Here is a 23042-nt window from a genome sequence, read left to right as displayed (position 1 = left end):
CACAGAGCAAGGACGCGTCGTTGCGTGACCCGCGTGTACGGCCCAATATCCATGCCGCGGGGGCGGTCCTGTGGCGTGCGGGCGCGCTCGGCCCGGAGATCGGCGTGATCCACCGGCCGAAATACGGCGACTGGTCGCTGCCGAAGGGCAAGCTCGATCCCGGCGAGACCCCGGTGGTCGCGGCCGTGCGCGAGGTAGCCGAGGAAACGGGCCTGCCGGCCACGCTGGGGCGCTATCTCGGCCATGTCACCTACCCGATCCCGGGGCACCGCCAGCTCAAGCGGGTCGACTACTGGGCCGCAGAGGCCGCAGACGGCGATTTCGCCGTCAACAACGAAGTCGACCAGATGCGGTGGTTCCCGCTGGCCCAGGTGATGGACCAGTTGTCGTATCCGATGGATCGCCAGATCGTGCGGATCTTCGCCCGGCTGCCCGCCCGCACCAACACGGTGCTGCTGGTGCGCCACGCCAAGGCGGGCAAGCGCAACCGCTACGACGGACCCGACGAGTTACGGCCACTCGAGGCCGCCGGGGAACAGCAGGCGAAGGGATTGACGCCGAATCTGTTGGCGTTCGGCGCATCCGAGATCTATTCCGCCGATCCCCTGCGCTGCATCCAAACCGTGACCCCGTTGGCAGAACAGCTCGATGCCGAAATCAATTGCGAGCCAATGTTTTCCGAGCAAGGTTACGATTCAGCGAAAAGCGCGGCGCGGCAACGATTTCTGTCGTTGGTAACAGATCGGGGGGTACCGGTCGTGTGTAGTCAGGGCGGGGTGATTCCCGATCTCACCCAGTGGCTGGCCGAGCAGGGCGGGCTCACGCTGCCCTCGGCGCGCAATCGCAAGGGCAGCGTCTGGGCATTGTCGTTCGTCGCGGACCGATTGGTCGCGGCGGACCATATGGACCGTTCGTTGTCGACGGCAATCGTGACGACCTGAGTCACCAGCACCGCCTCGGAAACAGCCGAAACGGCCCCGGGATTCCCGGGGCCGTTCTCGGTCCAGTGGTGGGTGATGCGGCCTACGTACACATTCCCCGACCTGATCCCGCTGCGGCAGGATCAACGAGCACGACGGGCGGCAGTCTTCTTAGCAGCAGTCTTCTTGGCGGCAGGAGCCTTCTTCGCAGCGGTGGTCTTCTTGGCGGCCGTGGTCTTGGCCGCCGTCACCTTCTTGGCAGGAGCCTTCTTGGCCGCCGTCACCTTCTTGGCGGGCGCCTTCTTGGCCGCCGTCACTTTCTTTGCCGCTGTGGTCTTCTTGGCGGCAGGTGCCTTGGTGGCGGCCTTACGGGCCGTGGTCTTGGCCGGACCCTTGGACGGCGTGGCCTTCTTGGCCGCGGTCTTCTTCGCCGCGGTCTTCTTGGCTGCCGCCTTCTTCGCCGCCACCGGGGCATTCACGCCCCGCTTGACGGCAGGCCCGGACGAGGCCAGCTTCTGCTTACCCGCGATGACTGCCTTGAACTGCGCGCCCGGCCGGAAGGCAGGCACCGAAGTGGCCTTCACCTTCACGGTTTCACCGGTACGCGGGTTACGGGCGACCCGGGGAGCACGCTTGCGCTGTTCGAACACACCGAATCCGGTGATGGTGACGCTTTGACCCTTGTGCACGGCACGGACGATGGTGTCGACAACATTCTCGACAGCCGCGGTTGCCGTCCGCCTGTCCGTACCCAACTTTTCGGTCAGAACGTCGATCAGTTCCGCCTTGTTCATTGAATCCTCCGCAGACTAATGGCCCGTCGTCGGACCGACTAGGTACCACGGTAAACCCAGTTTGAGCAAGAGTCTATGTGCCACGCCAAAATTCATGTGGTTTAGCACACGTCCAGCTACCGCCGCCCCGGATGCGCCCCTAAGCGCCCCAGCTGATTACGCCCGTGAAATAGGCTCCGGAAGCGTCACGGGTTTCCATGACGGCCTTCCCTTTTCGAACTCGCTGATCTCGTCGGCGCGGCGCAGCGTGAGGCCGACATCGTCCAAACCCTCCAGCAGACGCCACCGGGTGTAGTCGTCAATATCGAACGGCAACACGACGGTTCCCGCTGTGACGGTGCGCGCGGACAGGTCGACAACCAATTCGATGCCGGGCTGTTCCTCGATCAGCTTCCAGAGCATTTCGACATCGTTCTGTGACATCTGCGCGGCCAACAGGCCGCCCTTGCCCGCATTTCCACGGAAGATGTCCGCGAAACGCGACGAGATGACCACCCGAAAGCCGTAGTCCGACAGCGCCCACACAGCGTGCTCACGCGAAGAACCGGTACCGAAATCCGGGCCCGCCACCAGCACGCTGCCCCGGGTGTACGGCTCGGTGTTGAGAATGAACTCCGGATCGGCACGCCAACCGGCGAACAAGCCGTCCTCGAAACCCGTTCGGGTCACGCGCTTCAGGTAAACGGCGGGGATGATCTGATCGGTGTCGACATTGGACCGGCGCAGCGGTACGCCGATGCCTTTGTGAACGGTGAAGGCTTCCATAACGATTCCCTTTCGATCTGTAGGTGATCGGTGACTCAGGCCAGATCGGCAGGCGAGGACAGGGTTCCACGGACCGCCGTGGCGGCCGCGACCAGCGGCGAGACCAGGTGCGTGCGACCGCCCTTGCCCTGCCTGCCCTCGAAATTGCGGTTCGAGGTCGACGCGCAGCGCTGGCCGGGTTCGAGCTGATCGGGATTCATACCCAGGCACATCGAGCAGCCCGCCTGACGCCATTCCGCGCCCGCGGCGGTGAAAATCTCGCCGAGTCCTTCTTTTTCCGCCTGCGCGCGCACCCGCATAGAGCCAGGCACAACCAGCATTCGCACGCCCTCGGCGACCTGGCGTCCCTTCAAAACATCGGCCACCGCGCGCAAATCTTCGATCCGGCCGTTGGTGCACGAGCCGACGAATACGGTGTCGACACTCACCTCACGCAGCGGCATTCCCGGCGTCAGGTCCATGTAGCGCAAGGCCTTCTCGGCGGATTCGCGCTCGTTCTCGTCGGCGATCTGGGCCGGGTCGGGCACATTCGCGCCCAGCGGCAGGCCCTGGCCGGGGTTGGTGCCCCAGGTGACGAACGGGGTGAGCGTGTTCGCGTCGATGTGGACCTCGGCGTCGAACTGCGCGCCTTCGTCGGTGACCAGCGCGTCCCAGGAGGCCACTGCGGCATCCCAGTCGGCTCCCTGCGGTGCGTGCGGGCGGCCCTTCAGGAATTCGTAGGTCACCTCGTCGGGGCCGATCATGCCGGCGCGTGCGCCCGCTTCGATGGACATGTTGCAGATCGTCATCCGCGCTTCCATCGACAGCTTGCGGATCGCCTCGCCGCGGTACTCCAGCACATAGCCCTGGCCGCCGCCCGTGCCGATCTCGGCGATCACGGCCAGGATCAGGTCCTTGCTCGTGACGCCCGGCGCCAATTCACCGTCGACGGTGATCGCCATCGTCTTGAACGGGCGCAGCGACAGCGTCTGGGTGGCGAGCACGTGCTCGACCTCACTGGTGCCGATGCCCATCGCCAGCGCGCCGAACGCGCCGTGGGTGGAGGTGTGGCTGTCGCCGCAGACGACGGTCATGCCCGGCTGGGTGAGACCCAGCTGCGGACCGACCACGTGCACGATGCCCTGCTCCGCGTCGCCCATGGAGTGCAGGCGCACGCCGAATTCGGCGCAGTTGCGGCGCAGCGTCTCCACCTGGGTGCGCGAGATCGGGTCGGCGATCGGCTTGTCGATATCGGCGGTGGGGACGTTGTGGTCCTCGGTGGCGATGGTGAGATCGGTTCTGCGCACCGGACGGCCCGCCGCGCGTAGCCCGTCGAAGGCCTGCGGACTGGTCACCTCGTGCACGAGGTGCAGATCGATGTAGATCAGGTCGGGTTCGCGGGAGGAACCATCGCCTTCGCCAGTGACGACGACGTGCTGTTCCCACACCTTCTCGGCCAGTGTGCGAGCGCGCTCGGCCATAGCTTGATCACCTTTCGACGAGCATACTTGGTATCTCAGCATTTGAGACGTTAGTATCGTTCTATGAGACAGCATAGCGGTATCGGTGTTCTCGACAAAGCCGTGGCGGTGCTCTACGCCGTCGCCGACGAGCCCTGCGGTCTCAACGACCTGTGCACCCGCACCGGCCTGCCACGCGCCACCGCGCATCGGCTGGCGGTCGGGCTGGAGACGCACCGGCTGCTGGCCCGTGACGGCAACGGATTGTGGCGGCCGGGGCCCGCGCTCACCGAGCTGTCGGCAGGGGCGGCCGATCCACTGGTGGAAGCCGCCGGTGCCATTCTGCCCCGCCTGCGCGAGATCACCGGCGAGAGCGTCCAGCTCTACTGCCGCGACGGTCACGCCCGAGTCTGCGTCGCCGCGCTGGAGCCGCCCGTCGGCCTGCGTGACACGGTGCCGGTCGGTTCGCGACTACCGCTCACCGCGGGTTCGGCGGCGAAGGTGTTGCTGGCATGGGCCGATCCCGAGTTGCAGCGCACGGTCCTGGCCGACGCGGTGTTCGGCGACCGGGCACTGGCCGAGGTGCGCAAGCGCGGCTGGGCGCAGAGTGCCGCCGAGCGCGCGCAGGGGGTGGCGAGCGTGTCGGCGCCGGTGCGCGATGCCGGCGGGGTGATCGTGGCCGCCGTGTCGGTCTCGGGGCCGATCGATCGCATGGGCCGTAGGCCGGGCGCGCGCTGGGCCGCGGATCTGGTCGCGGCCGCCGAGGCACTGCACAAGCGATTGTAGAAACGAAGAAGGCCCCCGGTCGGATTCGACCCGGGGGCCTTACTTTGCTTTGTAGCCCCGACGGGATTCGAACCCGCGCTACCGCCTTGAGAGGGCGGCGTCCTAGGCCGCTAGACGACGGGGCCAGGACGATCTCACAGAGTGAAACCTTGCTGGGGTACCAGGACTCGAACCTAGAATGGCTGTACCAGAAACAGCTGTGTTGCCAATTACACCATACCCCAAAGACCGAAACGCCCGACCTTGCAATCCCCACCGAGTGGTTGTCGGTGTTGCGAGGCCGTGTTCCGCGGCGATGAGAAGATTACCAAACACTAGGGGGTAAACTACAAATCGCCTGGTCAGAAGCCGCTTTTTGGTCGTTTTCGACCCTGCTGGAGCGGATGCGACGCACGGGCCGCACCCGCTCCCACAGCTACTGCGCGGCCGGGACCCAACCACGGGCGGCACGCAGTCGATCGAGCGAAGCCTCGCGACCCAGCAATTCCATCGACTCGTACAGCGGCGGGCTGATGTGCGAGCCCGTCACCGCGACCCGCACCGGCGCGAAGGCCTTACGCGGCTTGAGCCCCAGATCGTCGATCAGCGCCTTTTTCAGCGCCTCCTCCAGTGCCGGGGTGGTCCACTCGCCCAGCGGCTCCACAGCGGCGATCGCGGCGTCGAGCACGGGGTCGGCCTCGGCGCCGAGATTCTTGGTGCCCGCCGCCTGGTCGATCGCGAACTCCGCGGGAGCGACGAAGAGGAACTTCAGCAGGTCCCACGCGTCACCGAGCACCACGATGCGGGTCTGCACGAGTTCGGCGGCGACCAGGAAGGTCTTCTCGTCGACTTCGGCCCCGATGTGGCCCTTCGCGGTGAGGAACTCACGCAGACGGTGACCGAAATCGCCGGGCTCGAGAAGGCGAATCTGCTCGGCGTTGATAGCGTCGGCCTTCTTCTGATCGAAGCGAGCCGGATTCGAATTCACCGAGGAGATATCGAAAGCCGCGACCATTTCCAGCATGGAGAACACATCGCGGTCCTCGCCGATGCTCCAGCCGAGCAGGGCGAGGTAATTCAGCAAACCCTCGGGGATGAATCCGCGGTCCCGATGCAGAAACAGATTCGATTCCGGGTCGCGCTTGGACAGTTTCTTGTTGCCCTGACCCATCACGAACGGCAGATGACCGAACTCGGGCGTGAACTCGGCAACCCCGATACGCTGCAGCGCGGCATACAGCGCGAGCTGACGTGGTGTCGAGGAGAGCAGATCCTCACCCCGCAACACATGGGTGATCCGCATCATCGCGTCGTCGACCGGATTCACCAACGTGTAGAGCGGGTCACCATTGCCACGGGTGAGGGCGAAATCGGGGACGGTGCCGGCTTTGAAGGTGGTTTCGCCGCGAACGAGATCATTCCATCCGAGATCTTCGTCGGGCATCCGCAAACGGACCACGGCGGGGCGACCCTCGGCTTTGTACGCCGCGATCTGCTCGGCGCTGAGATCGCGATCGAAATTGTCGTAACCGAGTTTCGGGTCGCGGCCGACGGCACGGTGACGGGCCTCGACTTCCTCCGGCGTCGAGAATGCCTCATAGGCCTCACCGGCCTCGAGCAACCGGCGCACCACGTCCAGATGCTGATCGCGGCGCAGCGACTGCCGGTAGGGCTCGTAGGGTCCGCCGACCTCGGGGCCCTCGTCCCAGATGAGCCCCAGCCAGCGCAGCGCGTCGAGCAGCGCGCGGTAGGAATCCTCGGAATCGCGGGCGGCGTCGGTGTCCTCGATGCGGAACACGAATTTGCCGCCGTGGTGGCGCGCGAACGCCCAGTTGAACAGCGCCGTGCGCACCAGGCCGACGTGCGGCGTGCCGGTCGGCGACGGGCAGAAACGGACCCGTACTTCAGTCATGACTCTCTTCTCCGCTGGTCTCAGCGCTTGGTGGCAACAGGGTTGGTGAGGGTGCCGATGCCCTCGACGGTGACCGACACGTTCTGCCCGGCCTGTAGCGGACCGACGCCTTCCGGTGTGCCGGTGAGGATCACGTCACCGGGCAGCAGGGTCATCACCGAGCTGATCCATTCGATGATCTTCGGAATATCGTGCAGGAACAGCGACGTGCGGCTGCGCTGACGGACCTCGCCGTCGACCTCGGTGACGATCTCCAGATCGCTTGGATCCAGCGCGGTTTCGATCCACGGGCCGAGCGGGCAGAACGTGTCGTAGCCCTTGGCCCTGGTCCACTGGCCGTCGTGGCGCTGCTGGTCACGAGCGGTGACGTCGTTGGCGATGGTGTAGCCGAGGATCACCTCGGACGCCTTGGCAGCGGCCACGTCCTTGCACGGACGGCCGATCACCACGGCCAGCTCGCCCTCGTAGTCGACCTGAGAAGAGCTGGGCGGCAGGATGATCGATGCGTTCGGGCCGATGATCGAGGTGTTCGGCTTGATGAAGATCACCGGGTCCACCGGCGCCGCACCGCCCATTTCGGCCGCGTGGGCGGCGTAGTTCTTCCCGATGCAGATCACTTTGCTCGCCAGGATCGGTGCCAGCAGGCGGATATCGGCCAGCGGCCAGCTCCGTCCGGTGAACGTCGGCGAGCCGAACGGATGTTCGGCGATCTCCTTGGCGACGGCATCGCTTCCGTCGCCCTCGATGCTGACGAAAGCGACTCCATCGGGACTGGCAACTCGACCTAAGCGCATGCCCCGGAGTCTATCGAGACGGGGCTACCTGCCCGAACGCACCCGTGATGCGACACCGGCCGCTCGATAGCCGCTCGGGGCAAGTGCGGGCAAGCTCACACCGATGTGATTCGAAGCCGCTGCCCGCCTGCGGGATTCGCGCGCGCCGATGTGACCCGTCAGACACCTCGCCGGTGCGGAAATTCCACGGGTCATCGGTGTAGCGTGATCATCGATGTTCAAACAATGAGACATCAATCTCATATAATGAGATGCAATCGTGCAATCCGGCGAGGTGAGAATCGTGACAGACGCGCGGCCGATGGCCCCAGTGACGCGGATCGGTGACGGCAGACGCTGGATGATGCTCGCCCTCGGTGTCTTCGCGCAGACCTCGAGTTCGATCTTCATCCACGGCACCCCGTTCCTGCTGCCCGCGCTCACCGCTCGTGGCGATTCACTCGCGTCCGCCGGGGCCCTGGTGGCATTACCGACCGTAGGTCTGGTCTGCACCCTGATCGCCTGGGGGTACGTGGTCGACCGGATCGGCGAACGCATCGTGCTGGTGGCGGGGACCCTGCTGATGTTCGTGGCGGGCGTCGCCGCGGCCGTGGTGGACAACCCGGTCGCGTTCGGGGCGCTGCTGTTCGTGGGCGGTATCGGCGCCGCCAGCTCCAACGGCGCCAGTGGCCGGGTGATCGTCGGCTGGTTCCCGCCGGACCGGCGTGGCCTGGCCATGGGTATTCGCCAGACCGCGCAGCCACTGGGCGTCGGCATCGGCGCGCTCACCATTCCGTGGGTGGCCGCGCACCACGGCATCCCCGCAGCGCTGCTGGTGCCCGCGTTGATGGCCGGGGTCGCCGCGATCGGCTGCCTGGTCGGCATCATCGACCCACCACGACCGGCCGCGAAGGCCGCCGACCGCGCCAATCCCTATCGCGGCGACTCCACCCTGTGGCGCATCCACGGCGTCTCGATCCTGCTGGTCGTCCCCCAGGCCACCCTGTGGACCTTCGGCCTGCTGTGGCTCCACGTCGATCTGGGTTGGTCACTGGCCGCGGCGGGCGCCGTGATGACCGCCACCCAATTCCTCGGCGCCGCAGGCAGAATCGGCGCGGGAGCCTGGTCGGACCGAGTCGGCTCCCGCCTGGGTCCCCTGCGTCAGGTGGCCATCGCCGCCGCCCTCGCCATGGCCGCCCTGACCGTCACCGCCTGGACCGACTGGTGGTGGGCCGCCGTCCCGTTGATGGTCGCGGCTTCGGTGATCTCGGTGTCCGACAACGGATTGGCGTTCACCGCCGTGGCCGAGATCGCCGGCCCCTTCTGGAGCGGTCGAGGCCTCGGCATCCAGAACACCGGCCAGAACCTCGCGATAGCCGCCGTCCCACCACTTTTCGGTGCGGTGATCACGGCGACCGGTTTCCCCGTGGTGTACGCGTTGGCGGCGCTCGCCGCAGTGGCGGCGGTGCCCTTGGTACCCCGAGATTCACGAAAGTAGCTGTACGACCGGTTGGTTCAGCACGACCCGCGAATCGCGTTCCGGCAGGAGCGAATACCGGTACCACCACTCGCCGAACATCATTCGATCAGCACCCAGCAATGACAAAGGCTCGCTCCGGCATTCAGCCGGAGCGAGCCTTTTCGCGTGCGGTGGGATCAGACGATGGCCGCGATGCGGTCGCCGACCTCCACAGTGGACGCGGTGCCGGTGCGCGAGGCCAGGTCCTTGGCGACGGCGGACTCGATGCGCGCCGCGCCCTCGGTGTTGCCGAGGTGGTTGAGCAGCAACGAGACCGAGAGGATGGCGGCGGTCGGATCGGCCTTGGACTGACCTGCGATATCGGGGGCGCTGCCGTGGACCGGCTCGAACATCGACGGGTTCACACCCGAGGCGTCGATATTGCCCGAGGCGGCCAGACCGATGCCACCGCTGACGGCGGCGGCGAGGTCGGTGATGATGTCGCCGAACAGGTTGTCGGTGACGATCACGTCGAAGCGGCCCGGGTCGGTCACCATGTGGATGGTGGCGGCGTCGATGTGCTGGTACGCGGTGGTCACATCCGGGAATTCGACCGCGACCTCGTCGACGGTGCGCTGCCACAGCGAACCGGCGAAGGCGAGCACGTTGTTCTTGTGCACCAGGGTGAGGTGCTTACGACGGGCCTGCGCGGTCGCGAAGGCGTAGCGCACCACGCGCTCGATGCCGAAGCGGGTGTTGTTGGAGACCTCGGTCGCCACCTCGTGCGGAGTGCCGACGCGGATCGCGCCGCCGGTGCCGGTGTACGGGCCCTCGGTGCCCTCGCGCACGACCACGAAGTCGATATCCGGGTTGCCCGACAGGGGGCTGGTGACGCCCGCGTGCAGCTTCGACGGACGCAGGTTCACGTGGTGATCCAGCGCGAAACGGGTCTTGAGCAGCAGTCCACGCTCGAGCACGCCGCTGGGTACCGACGGATCGCCGATCGCGCCGAGCAGAATCGCGTCGTGCTGCTTGAGCTCGGGCAGCACCGACTCCGGCAGGATCTCCCCGGTGCGGTGGTAGCGCGCGGCGCCCAGGTCGTACTCGGTCTTGTCCACACCGGGCACCACCACGTCGAGCACCTTGAGCGCCTCGGCGATGACCTCGGGGCCGATGCCGTCACCGGCGATTACTGCGAGTTTCATGAACTAGCTCCGTTCGAAGTCGGGGCGGACCGTGCCGCGCCGGGATACAGGTGCGCGCCGCCACCGTGAGGTGACGGCGCGCAGCTGCCGATGTCCCGGCTGTACCGGGACGAACAACTCAGGCCAGGTCTACGAGGACGACCTTGGACGCGCCGACGGCCTCGGCGATCGCGGTCTGCACCTCGGCGGACACCTCGGCGTTGACACGCAGCACCACGGTGGCGCCTTCGGCATCCACGTCCTGGCTCAGCTGCGCGGCCAGGATGTCGATCTCGGCCTCGCCCAGCAGGGTGCCGATCTTGCCCAGCGCGCCCGGCTTGTCGCTGTAGTTCAGCACGGCCAGGTTCAGGCCCTCGGCGCGCATGTCGTAGTTGCGGCCGTTGATGTTGACGATCTTCTCGACCAGGTTGGGCTCGGTCAGGGTGCCTGCCACGTTCAGGGTCGAACCGTCGCCGAACACGGCGCGCAGGTCGACAACGCTGCGGTGGGTCGGGCTCTCCGAGGCGGTGGTGACGGTGGCGGTGATGCCACGGTCCTTGGCCAGCGCCGGCGCGTTGACGAAGGTGACCTGGTCCTCGACCAGTGCCGAGAACACACCGCGCAGCGCGGACAGCTCCAGCACGGCGACGTCCTGTGCGGACAGCTCGCCGCGAACCTGCACCTCGACACTGACGGGCAGCTCGCTGGCGATGGCGCCCAGCAGCGCGCCCTGCTTGCGCACGACGTCCAGCCAGGGGGCGACCTCGTCGTTCACGGCGCCACCGGTGACGTTCACCGCGCCCGGCACGAACTCACCGGCCAGCGACAGCAGCACCGACTTGGCGACGTCGGTGCCCGCGCGGTCCTGGGCTTCCGAGGTGGAGGCGCCGAGGTGCGGCGTCACGACGACCTGCGGGAGGTCGAACAGCGGCGAGTCGGTGCACGGCTCGGTCTCGAACACGTCCAGGCCTGCGGCACGCACGTGGCCGGACTTGATGGCGTCGGCGAGCGCCTGCTCGTCGATCAGCCCGCCGCGGGCGGCGTTGACGATGATGACGCCCGGCTTGGTCTTGGCGAGGGTCTCGGCGTTGAGCATGCCCTTGGTCTCGGGCGTCTTCGGCAGGTGGATGGAGATGAAGTCGGCGCGCTCGAGCACCTCCTCCAGGCTCAGCAGCTCGATGCCGAGCTGGGCGGCGCGAGCGGGCGAGGTGTAGGGGTCGTAGGCGACGATCTTGGTCTCGAAAGCGGCCAGACGCTGCGCGAACAGCTGCCCGATGCGGCCGAGGCCGATCACGCCGACGGTCTTGCCGAAGATCTCGACGCCGTTGAACTTGCTGCGCGCCCAGGTCTTCTCCCGCAGGGTCGCGTCGGCGGCCGGGATCTGGCGCGCGGCCGAGAGCAGCAGCGTGACGGCGTGCTCGGCGGCGGTGTGGATGTTGGAGGTCGGCGCGTTGACGACCATCACGCCCCGCTCGGTGGCGGCGGGCACGTCGACGTTGTCGAGGCCGACGCCGGCACGGGCGACGATCTGCAGCTTCTTGCCCGCGTCGAGCACTTCGGCGTCGACGGTGGTGGCGGAGCGCACGAGCAGTGCGTCGGCCTCGGGGACCGCGGCGAGCAGCGCCGGGCGGTCGGGTCCGTCGACCCAGCGAACCTCGACACCGTCACCGAGTGCGTCGACGGTCGACTGGGCGAGCTTGTCGGCGATCAGAACTACAGGACGGCCTGCTTGGCTCACTGTGGGGTACTCCTGGGGAAGAAAGGGGGTCGGCAGTTACCGCCGACCAGGATAGTCGCCCGGACTTCGGCTGCCCTTACCCCCCTGCCCGAAAACCGGGTGAACCCTGGGCGCCCGCCGCTCTACGATCGCCTCATGTCCTTGCGCACCGTCCCCGAATCGATGGACCCGGCCGTGGTGGCCGCCGTCGACGCAGAGCTCGATCGGGTGGCTGCCGAGCACACTGTGTCCATCCGTCTCGCGATCGAAAGCGGCAGCCGTGCTTGGGGTTTCCCCTCGCCCGACTCCGACTACGACTGCCGTTTCGTCTATGTGGCCGGCCTGGAGACCTACCTGTCCCCCTGGCGCACCCGCGACGTGATCGAAACGCCGCTGATCGGGCTGCTCGACGTGAACGGCTGGGATCTGGCGAAGGCGCTGCGCCTGCTGGTGGCGGGCAACGCCGTGCTCGTCGAATGGTTGATGTCGCCGATCGTCTACCGCGGCGACGCGGCGTTTCGCACCCGGCTGCGCGAGGTCGCGAGGGAGGTGGCCGATCGCGACCGGATCGCTCGGCACTACCTGCACCTGGGCGCGCGCCAGTGGGCGCTGTTCGAGCGCAACGGCGGTTTGAAGAAGGTGTTCTACGCGCTGCGGCCCGCGATGGCGCTGCGCTGGTTGCGTGAGCACCCGGGTGCCGCGGTGGCGCCGATGCACCTGCCGACGCTGCTCGCCGAGTGCGAGTTGCCGGTCGACCTGGTGGCGGCGATCACCGAACTGACCGATCTCAAGTCGAAGACGAGAGAGATGGGTTCGGCCGCCCCGCCGGCGCTGATCACGGCGTTCATCGACGCCGAATTCGACAGGGCCACCACGGAATTCAGCGCCCGCGGGCCACGTGATCTCACCGCATCGATGGCCGTCACCGGCGAGTTCTTCCGCGCCGAGGCGCTGCGGTGACTACCCCCGGATAGCAGAAACTCCGCACCAACTGGTGCGGAGCTTCACATTCGTACGCTGGTCAGCGCAGAATCAGATGGCGCGAACGTCCTGAGCCTGGGGGCCCTTCTGACCCTGACCGACCTCGAACTCCACGCGCTGGCCCTCTTCGAGGGACTTGAAGCCGGAGCCGCCGATCGCGGAGTAGTGAACGAAGACGTCCGGGCCGCCTCCGTCTTGGGCGATGAAGCCGAAGCCCTTTTCGCCGTTGAACCACTTAACAACACCCTGTGCCATTTCAAAAACCTTCTGTAGATGAGCTAGGTCCTAATAGTCCGGCCCTGGTCTCGGTGTCCACCATGCCATGATCCGACGAATTCGGCCACATCGCACAGTGCAAAGTGTGCGAACTGTGAGGAAGGCAACCCCCAGATCCTGCCAGCAGCCGCTGGCAGGGACGTGACGCGGCCCGGTTTCGGGGTGGATGCTCGCCGTATGCCGAGGTAGTTGCTCCACGGATGCCGGATTAGCTGGGAGCGCACACCAAACCGACTGGAACGCTTCACCATCGAGCGCTCTACGCAATAGGGACATGTCATCGTCAGCAACCCTAGACATTTTCGAGAAACCCAGTACGGCAAATTCTCTACCAGCGTATTTTCCGAGATCGTGAGGGATCGCACGCCTCGCCGAGAAATCACGCTAGGAGTAGACGGTGCTGGATATCAACCATTTCACTTACGGCTGGGTGACCCCCGTGCTGGCCTATGTCATGTCGGTCGTCGGGTCGATGCTGGCGCTGCGTTGCATGGTTCGCTCGCGCGCTTCCGGCATGCACGGCGGTTGGCTCACAGCGGCCGCGATCGCACTCGGTGGCACCGGTATCTGGGTCATGCATTTCATCGCGATGCTCGGCTTTTCGGTACGCGGCGTGACCATCCGTTACAACGTTCCCGTCACCTTGTTCAGCGCCGCCGTCGCCATGGGTGTGGTGTGGCTCGGATTGTCCATCGTGGTGCGCCGCAGCTGGGACAGCGCCGCATTACCGGTCGGCGGCACGATCACCGGGCTCGGCGTCGGGGCCATGCACTACGCGGGCATGTACGCGATGAAAACCGACGCCGAGATCATCTACGACCCCGTCGTGGTCGCCGCGTCGCTCGCCATCGCGGTGGTGGCTTCGATCGCGGCGCTGTGGTTCGCCCTGCACATCCACGGCATCGTCGCCACCATGGGCGCGGCCCTGCTGATGGGCGTGGCCGTCACCGGCATGCACTACACCGGCATGTTCTCGATGAGCGCGCACACCAGCGCTCACGTGGCCCATGCCAGCGGCGCCACCGCGGCCCAGCTGCTCACACCCCTGATCATCGGCATCAGTATGGTGACCATGATCCTGCTGATGCAGGTCGGCATTACCGAAGCCGAGGACCCCAACCTTACCCGCCCCGTCCACGGTCAACGCGCGAGCCGCTTCTGGCCCAGCGGCCAGAACTGAAACCTGTCGGACCCCGCCGGCCGCACCGCCTCACCGATCAGCTGCTGATCCTGAGCGCGGTCGTCTCACTGGCGGCAACGGGACTCGCCGCCTACGCGGGTGGCTGTCTTCTGATCACCCGGCCCGCACATCGTGCGCTTCGGGTCCGCGCCGGGTCTCGGTGACGGTGTATTCCACGCGCTGACCGTCGCGCAGCGTACGGAAGCCCGCACCGGCCAGCGCGGTGTATTCGACGAACACGTCGGGTCCGCCGGCGTCGGGAGTGATGAATCCGAATCCCTTGCCGCTGTCGAACCAGGTGACGATCCCGCTCGGCATCCACCGACCTTCCGACTCCTGTGCCTGCCAACCTGATTCGCTAATCGTCGCATGCCGGTGCCCGCGACACGACCGGCATTCGATTCGAGGAGCCGATCGCCCGGTGCCGAAGTGGATATGCTCCGGACACGGTCCGACCGGACCGGGTCAGCCGCGAGAACGGGGATTCGGTGCAGCCTTCGACCGTTCGCTGCGCGGCCGAAACCGTCACGATCTTCGTCGCCACCTCGGTGGCGGCGCTCGCGATCATGTTGCCGATCAGTTTCGCGTCGTTGGCGGAATCGCTGCACGTCGACCTGCTGGTGTTCAACGTTCCGCGGGCGATGACCGGTGCGGCGTTCATCGCGGTGATCACCGCCGCCGTCACGGTGGCGATCGGCAGCGTGCGAACGGCCCGCTGGACCGCGCTGATCGCCCTGGTCGGCATCTTGGTGAACCATCTCGCGCTGATCCCGGACAGCGCCGATGGCCACCTCGACGTTCTGTCGCTGCCCACCCTGAACTTCATCGACGCACTACTGGCGGGGGCTGTCATCGGCGCGCTCGCGGTCGCGGTCTGGAACGAACCGCTCCTGCGCACCGTCTATCTGTTCGGCACGCTCGGCGGCACCATCCTGGGCGACCTCACCCAGTCGCCCACCGACCCGAACTCCGACGGCTTCAGCGGTGCGCTCGGCGGCGCACTGCCCCTGTGGTTCATCGCCGCCAGCGTGCTCGCGCTCGCGTACTTCGCGCTCACCACCGTGGCCACGCCCCGCTGGACCACCGAAACCGCCATTCCGCTGGCGCCGGTGTTCGCCGCCGTCGTCGCCTACACGACGACCATCATCACCGCGCTCGCCGTGGCATCCCACAAGACCAGCGCCCCCTATCTGATCGTCGCCTCGGTCGTCGCCATCGCGGCCGCGGTCGCCGCCGCGATGATCCTGCCGGGACGCGACGGGATCCTTGTCCTGCTGATGAGCAGTTTCTCGGTGGCGGGCAGCCTAGTCATCACACTGCCGCGCTCCGGCTGGGTCGATCTCGCCACCCTCGCCGCCACCGCCGCCGGCCTACTGATCGGCATCCGCACACCGCGTCCGCTGGTAGCCGCGACGAGTGTGCTCGCCCTGGCCTGCCTCGTCCTGGCCGCCGACATCTTCTCCCCACCCGCCACACTCACCGCGGCCCTCGGATGCCTCGCCCTCGGCTCGGTCGCCGGGTATTGCCTCGGCACGGCGGTTCCACAAAGCCCCACGTCCGGGACCGTCGGCCTGGCGATCCTGTTCGTGCCCTCGATCGGTGTCGCCCTGAGCGACACCGACTTCGGTCACCTCGCCTATTCGTCGTCCTGGTACCGCACCACCGACGTCGACCGCGGGATCGGCCCCGGCGCGGTCGCGATCGCCGTGGCCCTCGGCTGCGCGATCGCCGTTCTGGCCCTGATGCGCCTGCGCTCCGAGCCCGCGGAAATCGTCAGCCCCTAGGCGAATCCCAGCCGTATTCCGAGAACGCTTCCCCTGTCATCACCTTGCCGATGCCGACCCGGCAGTAGTCGACGATCTCCTCAGGCAAGCTTTCTGGCTCGAACCATGTCAGTTCCGAACATTTTTCGGGCTCCCGGTTGGTGACCGCGCCTGTCCAGCGTCGTACGGTGAAGAACATCTGGACCCGCTCGTCGCTGTACAGCACATGCGCGAATTCCACGTCCCCAGCGTCGATCTCGACCCCCACCTCCTCGCGAGCCTCCCTGATCAACCCGCCCACCGCCGACTCACCGGCCTCCAGATGTCCCGCGGGCACATGGAACAACCCATCACCGAACCCCGTGTTCACCCTGCGCCCCAACAGCACCCGCCCCCGTGCGTCGACCAACACCAGATGAACCCCCACGAGCACCCGGTACTTCTCCACTGTCACCCCTCCTGATCGAATTGCCCACCCAAGAACTTCGAGACCGCCGCTGTTGCAGATGTTTTCGGGGTATACCCACATCATGAGTTTCCCGGTTTCCTTCGGGTTCGCCCAGGTCGGTCTCCTGGCATTGATCGCCCTCGCAGCCGCCCTACTGGTCATGGCCGCACTGGCCGCCACCCGCCGTCGCGGCCCCAAAGCCGTTCTCGGCCGCGCGGTCCCCGGCGCGGCCCTCCTGCTCGTCGCGGTCCTCCTACTCTGGATCGCCACCCTCCTGCAGACCTATCTCGGCCTCACCGGCGAGATCAAGGCCGCCCACGTAGTCGCCAAACCCGTTGCCGGCCACGAACACCAACTCGATCTCGTCCTCACCCAGTTCGACGAAGACGGAAACGCGAGTGAGCCGACAACCCATCGCATCGAGGGCGACATGTTCGCCCTACAGTCCAACATCGTCGAACTCGAACCGTGGGTCAACGCCCTCGGCTTCCACTCCGGCTACAAACTCAGCCGCCTGTACGGCCAGCGCCTCGACGGCAAATCCCCCACCCAAGACCAGACCTTCCTCAACGGCGGCGACCGCGACTTCTTCGAAGACATGAACAAAAACCGCTGGTACACCAGCCCTTTCATCCGCTCCGCGTACGGCAACGCCACCATCGCCACCCCCGGCGAATACGACGTCTACATCTCCCGAGACGCCATCAAAGTCCGCCAGACGAACTGATCCCCGGAACGGGCCCGGTGATCCCTTCATCAGCCGGCGGCGCGGCCAACACGTTCTGCGGCAACCACGGCCCGTCCCCGAATGGGAGTTCACCACTGCGAACCCCCAGGTCTTTTCGAGCGCATTCGTAGAAGGCATTCCGCTTATGACCTGCCGCCTCATAGGCGCGCAGCTAGTCGTCATGCCCCATCTCGCGACCCATCGCTACGAGACTGAGCTCCCACACCGCCTTGTTCCACAGACGCGCAGCAGCAACAGCTTCGGGCGATACGAGCAGCAACACCATCTCCCACTTCAGCGTCTTCTCGGACTCGGCCTCGGCCAGGAGCTGCGCACCTTCCTCTGCCGAAAGCGGCTGCCCTGCTTGCGGAAACCCCCTCCCCGCGACCATCCGCTGCGACACCACCGCGAAATGCTTCAGCGAGTGAGCGAACTCGCTGTACGCAACGAGCCGCCGGTCATCCCACCGGCTGCGCTGAGTCCGCTGCCACTTCGACCGCTCGGTCAACGCTGCCCCCGCAAACGTCGCCCCCGCTCCGAGTAGTACACCAGCAACGGTAATCACTTGCTGCACAACAGCATTCATACATCCAGTGTGCAGGCAAGCCCGTCGGCGCACCAGAGATCCAGTCAGGCACTACTGGATCCAGGACGCTCACGTATGAGCTGGGGCGAATGAGCGATGTTCTGCCTCGTCTCACCCGGATTGCCCAGATAAACCGTGCCATCGATACTGCGAGACCGAATACCGCGCGATCAACGCTCGTGGCACTGTCTCAGAGTTGTTGCACAACTACCTGCGGCTCGTGGAGCAAGGTACGGCGCCGTTGATCAACGACCGAGATGCTTCCTGCCGGCGCTCGGGCTATCCGACGTCGGCCCAGTGCGCTGCCCCTTACACACCATCCACAGCATCCAGCACCCGGTCCAGCAGCGCTTCGGCATCAACGTGTCGTTCATGCCGAAGTAGTGGACGGAGGATCTGGAGCACTTCTCGCTCGTCCCGCAGCCCGGCGTAGTTGATAATTGCGTCAACCGCATCCGGCAGATCGAGATCGCGGCAGGCAATCACCGCGCTTGCCGCCTCGTCCGGATCGGCTTCCGTAGCGACATGATGAATGAGACGGTTCGATTTCTCTAGCTGGCCAGCGGTGAGGTAGCCCGCAAGATCAGTTGCCGGCGGCCACAGCACCGGTCCACTCGGCCACGCAATATCGATCACAAGGCCGGAACCGATGCGCCGGTCCCCATGCGCCAGGGGGACCGGCGCAACCACTCCCGACACAGCATCTGCTGGCTCTGGGCCCGGGCCAGCGGTTTCAGAAAGCTCGGCAGGAGCTGGTGTCCCGCATTGCGGGCATGCGACCGCAGCTTTCTGCACTGCGGAGCGGGTTTGCCCGTCTGGTGCGCCAGCGAAACCCTGCCGAAGGTCGAGGAAGTCCTTCCGCGCGATGACATCCAAGTCTCCATCGATCGCCGACTTGGCGAAGTCGTAGAACTCCTCCAGCGTCGACACCCTCGGACCGTGCTTATGCTGGCCCTTCAGGAGCCTGAACACTGCGTCTTTGCTGATATTGGCTCCACTGGCAAACCTGCGGTGAGACAAGCGGGTGCAACACATCAGCTTGCGAACTTCGAAATAGAACCGGGCTTGGCTGGCTGACCAGGCCCTGTCGAACTCGTAGCGCGAACACACGATCAATTCCACTCGCCCCCAAGCATCCGGCACACGATCGAACCAATTGTGCCTGGTTGAACACCCCAGGTAAACGGGCCGAGTGTCCTGACTTCCGGCTCTGCCGGGTCTGAAAAGTCAGGACAGCACATGACTTTCCGCGGACGGAGTTTTGCTGTTCAGTTGATGTCGCCGGGAACCACTGAACCGATCCGGCTCAGTGGTTCCTGGCACATCGACACGAGAGGAAGATTCCTGATGGACATGCCTGCCTGGGATGACCCGAAGCTCGGAACCATGAAAGCCTGCGCGCTGTGGTTGGTGCAGGAGATCGGGGTCGGTGAACTCTTCACAAAGAGTCAGCTGAGGGATGCGTTTCCGGCTACGTCCCAGATCGACCGGCGGATGCGGGACCTTCGCGACTTCGGCTGGCGGATCGACACCAACCGCGAAGACGCATCCCTGGGTCCGCACGAACAGCGGTTTGTCGAACAAGGTGCAGCCGTGTGGGAACCGGGCAAGGCGACGCGACCTGCAGGTGCCAGCGTCACGGCGGCCGAACGGCACGAGCTGATGGTGCGGGACGGACGCAAATGCCGCTCCTGCGGCATCGGCCCGGGTGAGAACTATGCCGGCACCTACGTCCCGTCGCAGCTCGACGTTGCCCGGCGCGCGGTGAAACTGCCCAATGGCGAAACTAAGGTGCAACTGCTCATCGAGTGCAGTCGGTGCCGTATCGGGGGCCGGGATTCGATCGTGGACCTCGCGGATGTACTGGATAGAGTCGATAAGCTGACGGTCTATGAGAAAAAAATGCTGAGCCAGTGGATCGAGCGCGATGCGCGCGGCTTCAGCGAGGCCGAGGACCTTTGGGCCCTGTACAGGACACTTCCGGCGGAATCCCGGGATGAGGTCCGGGACCAATTGACGTAGTTGCACCGTAGCCCGAGTCCGCACAGTTCGATCGAAAGAGACCGCACGAATATGTTCACAAATTTAGGCGTTCCCCCCACGGCGGACGCTGTTCGGACGATGGTTGCACAGCGACTCGAGGATCTCGACCGCAACGGGAGCGTCGCCGAGACACTGACTCTGGAGTGGCGCGATGCCCCCCTTCATGTCCAGGTCATCGACATGCCGCTCAACACGCTCTACTACAACCCCGGTACGCATCGGATTCGTGCGCAGCGCAGCCTGGATCAGGTTCGTGACGCAGCGCTGTCGGCTGATCCGTGGAGTCAGGAGAGCCAGAACTACCTCAAGCATCTGCTGACATGCCGACCTGCAGACCCGACGCTGCCTGACCCTGACTTCGGCAAGCTGGCAGATCACCTCGAGGAATTCGGTCAAATTGAACCCGGCCTGATCACCCGCGAAGGCATTCTGGTCAACGGAAATACCCGTTGCGCTGCGTTGCGCGGGGGCTCAAAAGCAACCAGCATGCGCGTCGGGGTGCTGCCGGCCTCGTGCACATGGGACGACATCAACGCCGTCGAGGTCTCTCTGCAGCTGCGGCGCGACAAACGCCGCGACTACTCGTATATCAACCACCTGCTCGCGCTGGAAGAACAGCGCGACCAGCTTCATCGCCCAATATCGGTCATCGCAAAAGCATTTCATACGACCACAGCAGTATGTGAGCGGGACTTTTGGGTCCTGGCCGAGCTTCAGAATTGCATCGAACGCAGCCGGACGCCTGACAGGGAGTCGATGCGGCTCATGGACTTCGAAGAGTCCAAGGAGAAGCTTGCCGAGCTCTACCGCGTGTACCGCGAAGAGCACAAGAAGAACCCTCGACGAGCGGAGTTACTCAAGGAGTCTCGGCTCGCCGCGATCGTGCTGGAATACTCAAAGACCGACGTCCGGTTCGTCGGGTCGGATTTCCAGGAGCGATATCTCGACAAAGGATTGATCGAGGAATTCGGTCAGACCGAGCCGGGCACCGTGGCCGCTGTCGCAATTCCTGGCCTGGATCGTAGCACGAGAGCACCCAGTGCCGATGTGACGACAGCCCGCGCGATCACTGACAAGCTCTTGCGAGCCAAGGCTGTCAAAGCTGCCGGCGACGCGGTCGGAGAGCCTACGAAAACCGCTGCCAGCAAGCTGATTTTGTCGTACCAAGCGGCATTCGACGATGCGATCACCATCGCAGGTCGTGACGCCATGCTCCGGAAAAAGCGTCTTGCTGCGCCCGATCGAGTCGTTGCGGCGTGCAAGGATCTCGAGCAGGCCGTTACAGACCTTGTCTTGGCGCGGGGCAACTCCAGTCTTGACGAAGACGCGTTCGACGACGCACTCATTCAGGTGCATACGGTTCTGGAGCAGCTTGCGATCGAAGCACAGCGATCGGTCAAGATTCCTGGCAGCGGCCTCGACTGGCTCTCCGCCGCAGTTGAGAGCAGGCCCCAGCGCTGATGAGCATCATTAGGAACGATCCGTCGCTCCGGCTGCGGTTCGGAATGACACGGACGCGCGTGGAGTTGCTCACGACACCCGCATTCCAGCGTGAATTTCAGCTGCTGGCAGCTCGACTCAGCACTTCCGGAGCGAGAGGGGACCTATCTGCAGAAGTCGATCTCGATGATTTTCTCGTGAATCTGGGCGAACTCGGTAGCTGGTCGGATCCTGACGTGGAGTGGGCCGACGAACTGAAGGCGCTTGTCACCGGCGTGCTCGATGACGCCGAGGCCGTAGAGCGGAACCTGAACGGGGTGACCGATAACTCATCGGGAGCTGTTCAGCCGGATGCTGTCACAGGGCTGCTCGGCAACGAGTGGATCGCTGAGCTCACGTCATTCCAGCAAAGAGACATAGCGAGGCTTCTGTCGCTGCGGCATGGAGCGAACTTCAGCGTTCCCGGCGCAGGCAAAACCCGTGTGGCACTGGCTGTCTACGCTGCGGCCCGCGCGCGCGGAGAAGCGGAACGGCTCCTCGTCGTCGGGCCGAAGTCCGCGCACGAATCGTGGGAATACGAGAGCACGTACTGCTTCACAAAACCACTGAGCAGTGCCGTGACCGGGCGATCCACTGATCCTCACGCAGAACTCTGCATCGTGAACTACGAACGTCTCGACCGTTCTCTGGACACCCTGGTTGCCTGGCTTCGGGCAAAGCCCTCGATGATCGTGCTGGACGAGGCGCACCGAATCAAGCTGGGCGCGCGCGGAACTTACGGTTCTGCGGCCCTTGCACTCGGCCCCTTGGCTAACCGGCGCTTGATCTTGACAGGGACGCCGGCGCCGAACGGTGCGCGGGACCTCGAAAGCTTGCTCTCGTTTGTATGGCCGGGTCACGGCAAACGGGCGGTGATCGAGGCCGTCAATGGTGGTGATCTTGCGCGTGCCAGCGCCGTGCTGCGTCCACTGTTCACCCGCACGACAAAGGACGAGCTCGGTCTCCCGCCCTTCGAACCGCGAATCCGATACGTGGACATGCCGCCGATACATGCGGAGGTTTACGAAGCGCTGAAAGGGAACTTCTCCGCCCGCGCAGAGGGTTCGAGGGGAAGTATCGAAGCCCTCGGGCGGGCGATGCTTCGGATGCTGATGGCTGCGACGAGCCCGGCACTGCTCCTCGAAGGATCTAGCCGATTCGAGCCGCTGGAATACCAGCTCCCGCCACTTCAGCCTTCGCCAGGTGATTCTCTCTTCGACCTGTTCCAGAAACTCCCGCAAATCGAGTTTTCGCCCAAGTACCGGGAAACCGTGAAGATCGTCGCAGACAATGCAGCTGTCGGCCGGAAGACACTGGTGTGGACAACATTTGTCCGAAGCTTGACAACTCTTGAGAAGCTGCTCCAGAACTACGGACCAGCGACGGTGTACGGCGGAACGCTGGACCGCAACGAGCAGCTACGCCGATTCCGGGAAGATCCTGACTGCCACGTCCTCATCTCCAACCCGGCGACACTCGGTGAAGGCATCAGCCTCCACCATGTATGCCATGACGCGGTCTATGTCGACAGGGACTTCATGGCCGGTCGATTCCTACAGAGCCTGGACCGTATCCATCGCCTCGGACTGCCGCCGGATACGGAGACGCGAGTGACTGTTCTTGCCACTCGCGGCACCATCGACGAAGTAGTACGTCTCCGTCTGGACGCGAAGCTGAAATTCATGGCGGCGATTCTCGATGATCCAGACGTCCAGCAGCTGGCAGACTTGGAAGAGGAGCCTGCCGAAGGTGCAGGCATGGACGCTGCCGACGTGCGCGCACTACTTCGGCATTTCGACGAGGAAACCGCTGCGCCCGGATAGCTGACCTT

At 65.2% G+C, this 23042-nt stretch carries 22 protein-coding genes and 2 tRNA genes; 10 read left to right on the top strand and 14 right to left on the bottom strand.

All coding sequences use genetic code 11. From position 1 onward, the window contains the following. The first annotated feature begins 20 nt into the window (after positions 1–20). Positions 21–941, top strand: a complete 921-nt coding sequence (locus tag ACFTS5_RS00255) for an NUDIX domain-containing protein (RefSeq protein WP_378628239.1) — start codon at positions 21–23, stop codon at positions 939–941. Between the two features lie 122 nt (positions 942–1063). Here ACFTS5_RS00255 and ACFTS5_RS00250 read toward each other — a convergent pair whose 3' ends face one another. The 3 genes from ACFTS5_RS00250 to leuC all read right to left on the bottom strand — a co-directional run bounded on the left by ACFTS5_RS00250 (position 1064) and on the right by leuC (position 3939). Continuing rightward, on the bottom strand, positions 1064–1714 hold the full coding sequence (locus tag ACFTS5_RS00250) for an HU family DNA-binding protein (RefSeq protein WP_358105333.1): 651 nt from the start codon (positions 1712–1714) through the stop codon (positions 1064–1066). Between the two features lie 156 nt (positions 1715–1870). After that, positions 1871–2479, bottom strand: coding sequence for a 3-isopropylmalate dehydratase small subunit (leuD, locus tag ACFTS5_RS00245; RefSeq protein WP_378626302.1), 609 nt, complete (start codon positions 2477–2479; stop codon positions 1871–1873). Between the two features lie 35 nt (positions 2480–2514). Continuing rightward, positions 2515–3939, bottom strand: a complete 1425-nt coding sequence (leuC, locus tag ACFTS5_RS00240) for a 3-isopropylmalate dehydratase large subunit (protein WP_364401667.1) — start codon at positions 3937–3939, stop codon at positions 2515–2517. Positions 3940–4002: 63 nt separating this feature from the next. On the opposite strand from leuC, the gene ACFTS5_RS00235 reads away from it, so the two are divergent. Then, positions 4003–4704 carry an IclR family transcriptional regulator gene (locus ACFTS5_RS00235; protein ID WP_101466364.1) on the top strand — a complete coding sequence of 234 codons (702 nt, stop codon included), beginning with the start codon at positions 4003–4005 and terminating at the stop codon, positions 4702–4704. A 52-nt stretch (positions 4705–4756) separates the two neighbouring features. On the opposite strand, the gene ACFTS5_RS00230 is transcribed toward ACFTS5_RS00235, so the two are convergent. The 4 genes from ACFTS5_RS00230 to ACFTS5_RS00215 form a co-directional block, all read right to left on the bottom strand. Further along, a tRNA-Glu gene (locus tag ACFTS5_RS00230) sits at positions 4757–4829 on the bottom strand. A gap of 27 nt (positions 4830–4856) precedes the next feature. Beyond that, positions 4857–4928, bottom strand: a tRNA-Gln gene (locus ACFTS5_RS00225). 191 nt (positions 4929–5119) lie between these two features. Next, positions 5120–6595 carry a glutamate--tRNA ligase gene (gltX, locus tag ACFTS5_RS00220; protein ID WP_378626301.1) on the bottom strand — a complete coding sequence of 492 codons (1476 nt, stop codon included), beginning with the start codon at positions 6593–6595 and terminating at the stop codon, positions 5120–5122. A 20-nt stretch (positions 6596–6615) separates the two neighbouring features. Beyond that, entirely contained in the window at positions 6616–7389 is a 774-nt protein-coding gene (locus tag ACFTS5_RS00215; protein ID WP_378626299.1) for a fumarylacetoacetate hydrolase family protein, read from the bottom strand. Positions 7390–7690: 301 nt separating this feature from the next. On the opposite strand from ACFTS5_RS00215, the gene ACFTS5_RS00210 reads away from it, so the two are divergent. Continuing rightward, the gene (locus tag ACFTS5_RS00210) at positions 7691–8866 is read left to right on the top strand and encodes an MFS transporter (protein WP_378628238.1); all 1176 of its coding nucleotides are present in this window, start codon (positions 7691–7693) and stop codon (positions 8864–8866) included. A 158-nt stretch (positions 8867–9024) separates the two neighbouring features. On the opposite strand, the gene ACFTS5_RS00205 is transcribed toward ACFTS5_RS00210, so the two are convergent. Next, positions 9025–10032, bottom strand: coding sequence for a 3-isopropylmalate dehydrogenase (locus ACFTS5_RS00205; protein WP_378626298.1), 1008 nt, complete (start codon positions 10030–10032; stop codon positions 9025–9027). 118 nt (positions 10033–10150) lie between these two features. Continuing rightward, positions 10151–11749 (bottom strand): phosphoglycerate dehydrogenase, encoded by a 1599-nt coding sequence (gene serA / locus ACFTS5_RS00200; RefSeq protein WP_378626296.1) that lies wholly within the window; start codon positions 11747–11749, stop codon positions 10151–10153. A gap of 135 nt (positions 11750–11884) precedes the next feature. Between serA and ACFTS5_RS00195 the strand changes: the two genes are divergently transcribed. Next, positions 11885–12688: a DNA polymerase beta superfamily protein gene (locus tag ACFTS5_RS00195; RefSeq protein WP_378626294.1), complete on the top strand. Its 804-nt coding sequence runs from the start codon at positions 11885–11887 to the stop codon at positions 12686–12688. Positions 12689–12760: 72 nt separating this feature from the next. On the opposite strand, the gene ACFTS5_RS00190 is transcribed toward ACFTS5_RS00195, so the two are convergent. Continuing rightward, positions 12761–12964 carry a cold-shock protein gene (locus ACFTS5_RS00190; protein WP_056812000.1) on the bottom strand — a complete coding sequence of 68 codons (204 nt, stop codon included), beginning with the start codon at positions 12962–12964 and terminating at the stop codon, positions 12761–12763. Between the two features lie 418 nt (positions 12965–13382). Here ACFTS5_RS00190 and ACFTS5_RS00185 point away from each other — a divergent pair, with 418 nt between their 5' ends. Next, positions 13383–14165 carry an MHYT domain-containing protein gene (locus ACFTS5_RS00185; protein ID WP_378626292.1) on the top strand — a complete coding sequence of 261 codons (783 nt, stop codon included), beginning with the start codon at positions 13383–13385 and terminating at the stop codon, positions 14163–14165. A 114-nt stretch (positions 14166–14279) separates the two neighbouring features. Here the strand turns inward: ACFTS5_RS00185 and ACFTS5_RS00180 are convergent, their stop codons facing one another. Next, positions 14280–14483 carry a cold-shock protein gene (locus tag ACFTS5_RS00180; RefSeq protein WP_378626291.1) on the bottom strand — a complete coding sequence of 68 codons (204 nt, stop codon included), beginning with the start codon at positions 14481–14483 and terminating at the stop codon, positions 14280–14282. Between the two features lie 170 nt (positions 14484–14653). Between ACFTS5_RS00180 and ACFTS5_RS00175 the strand changes: the two genes are divergently transcribed. Continuing rightward, positions 14654–15949, top strand: coding sequence for a hypothetical protein (locus ACFTS5_RS00175; protein ID WP_378626290.1), 1296 nt, complete (start codon positions 14654–14656; stop codon positions 15947–15949). Here the strand turns inward: ACFTS5_RS00175 and ACFTS5_RS00170 are convergent. Continuing rightward, the gene (locus ACFTS5_RS00170; protein WP_378626288.1) at positions 15939–16460 is read right to left on the bottom strand and encodes an NUDIX domain-containing protein; all 522 of its coding nucleotides are present in this window, start codon (positions 16458–16460) and stop codon (positions 15939–15941) included. The genes ACFTS5_RS00175 and ACFTS5_RS00170 overlap by 11 nt on opposite strands. Between ACFTS5_RS00170 and ACFTS5_RS00165 the strand changes: the two genes are divergently transcribed. Further along, the gene (locus ACFTS5_RS00165; RefSeq protein WP_378626287.1) at positions 16459–17103 is read left to right on the top strand and encodes a hypothetical protein; all 645 of its coding nucleotides are present in this window, start codon (positions 16459–16461) and stop codon (positions 17101–17103) included. The two genes, ACFTS5_RS00170 and ACFTS5_RS00165, sit on opposite strands and share 2 nt — an antisense overlap. 172 nt (positions 17104–17275) lie before the next feature. Here ACFTS5_RS00165 and ACFTS5_RS00160 read toward each other — a convergent pair whose 3' ends face one another. Continuing rightward, on the bottom strand, positions 17276–17689 hold the full coding sequence (locus ACFTS5_RS00160; protein WP_378626286.1) for a hypothetical protein: 414 nt from the start codon (positions 17687–17689) through the stop codon (positions 17276–17278). 309 nt (positions 17690–17998) lie between these two features. Continuing rightward, entirely contained in the window at positions 17999–18811 is an 813-nt protein-coding gene (locus ACFTS5_RS00155; protein WP_378626285.1) for a hypothetical protein, read from the bottom strand. Between the two features lie 117 nt (positions 18812–18928). Between ACFTS5_RS00155 and ACFTS5_RS00150 the strand changes: the two genes are divergently transcribed. The 3 genes from ACFTS5_RS00150 (at position 18929) to ACFTS5_RS00140 (ending at position 23034) form a co-directional block, all read left to right on the top strand. Continuing rightward, a complete protein-coding gene (locus ACFTS5_RS00150) occupies positions 18929–19711 on the top strand; it encodes a hypothetical protein (protein ID WP_378626283.1) in 783 nt (260 codons plus the stop codon). Between the two features lie 99 nt (positions 19712–19810). Next, complete coding sequence (locus tag ACFTS5_RS00145) at positions 19811–21193, top strand: transcriptional regulator (protein WP_378626282.1); 1383 nt, start codon at positions 19811–19813, stop codon at positions 21191–21193. A 59-nt stretch (positions 21194–21252) separates the two neighbouring features. Beyond that, positions 21253–23034, top strand: a complete 1782-nt coding sequence (locus tag ACFTS5_RS00140) for a DEAD/DEAH box helicase (RefSeq protein ID WP_378626281.1) — start codon at positions 21253–21255, stop codon at positions 23032–23034. Positions 23035–23042: the final 8 nt, after the last annotated feature.

The organism is Nocardia sp. NPDC056952 (assembly GCF_042674185.1).
Taxonomy (GTDB): domain Bacteria; phylum Actinomycetota; class Actinomycetes; order Mycobacteriales; family Mycobacteriaceae; genus Nocardia.
Note: the sequence above shows the minus strand (reverse complement) of the source record. Positions and strands in the feature narration are given on the sequence as shown.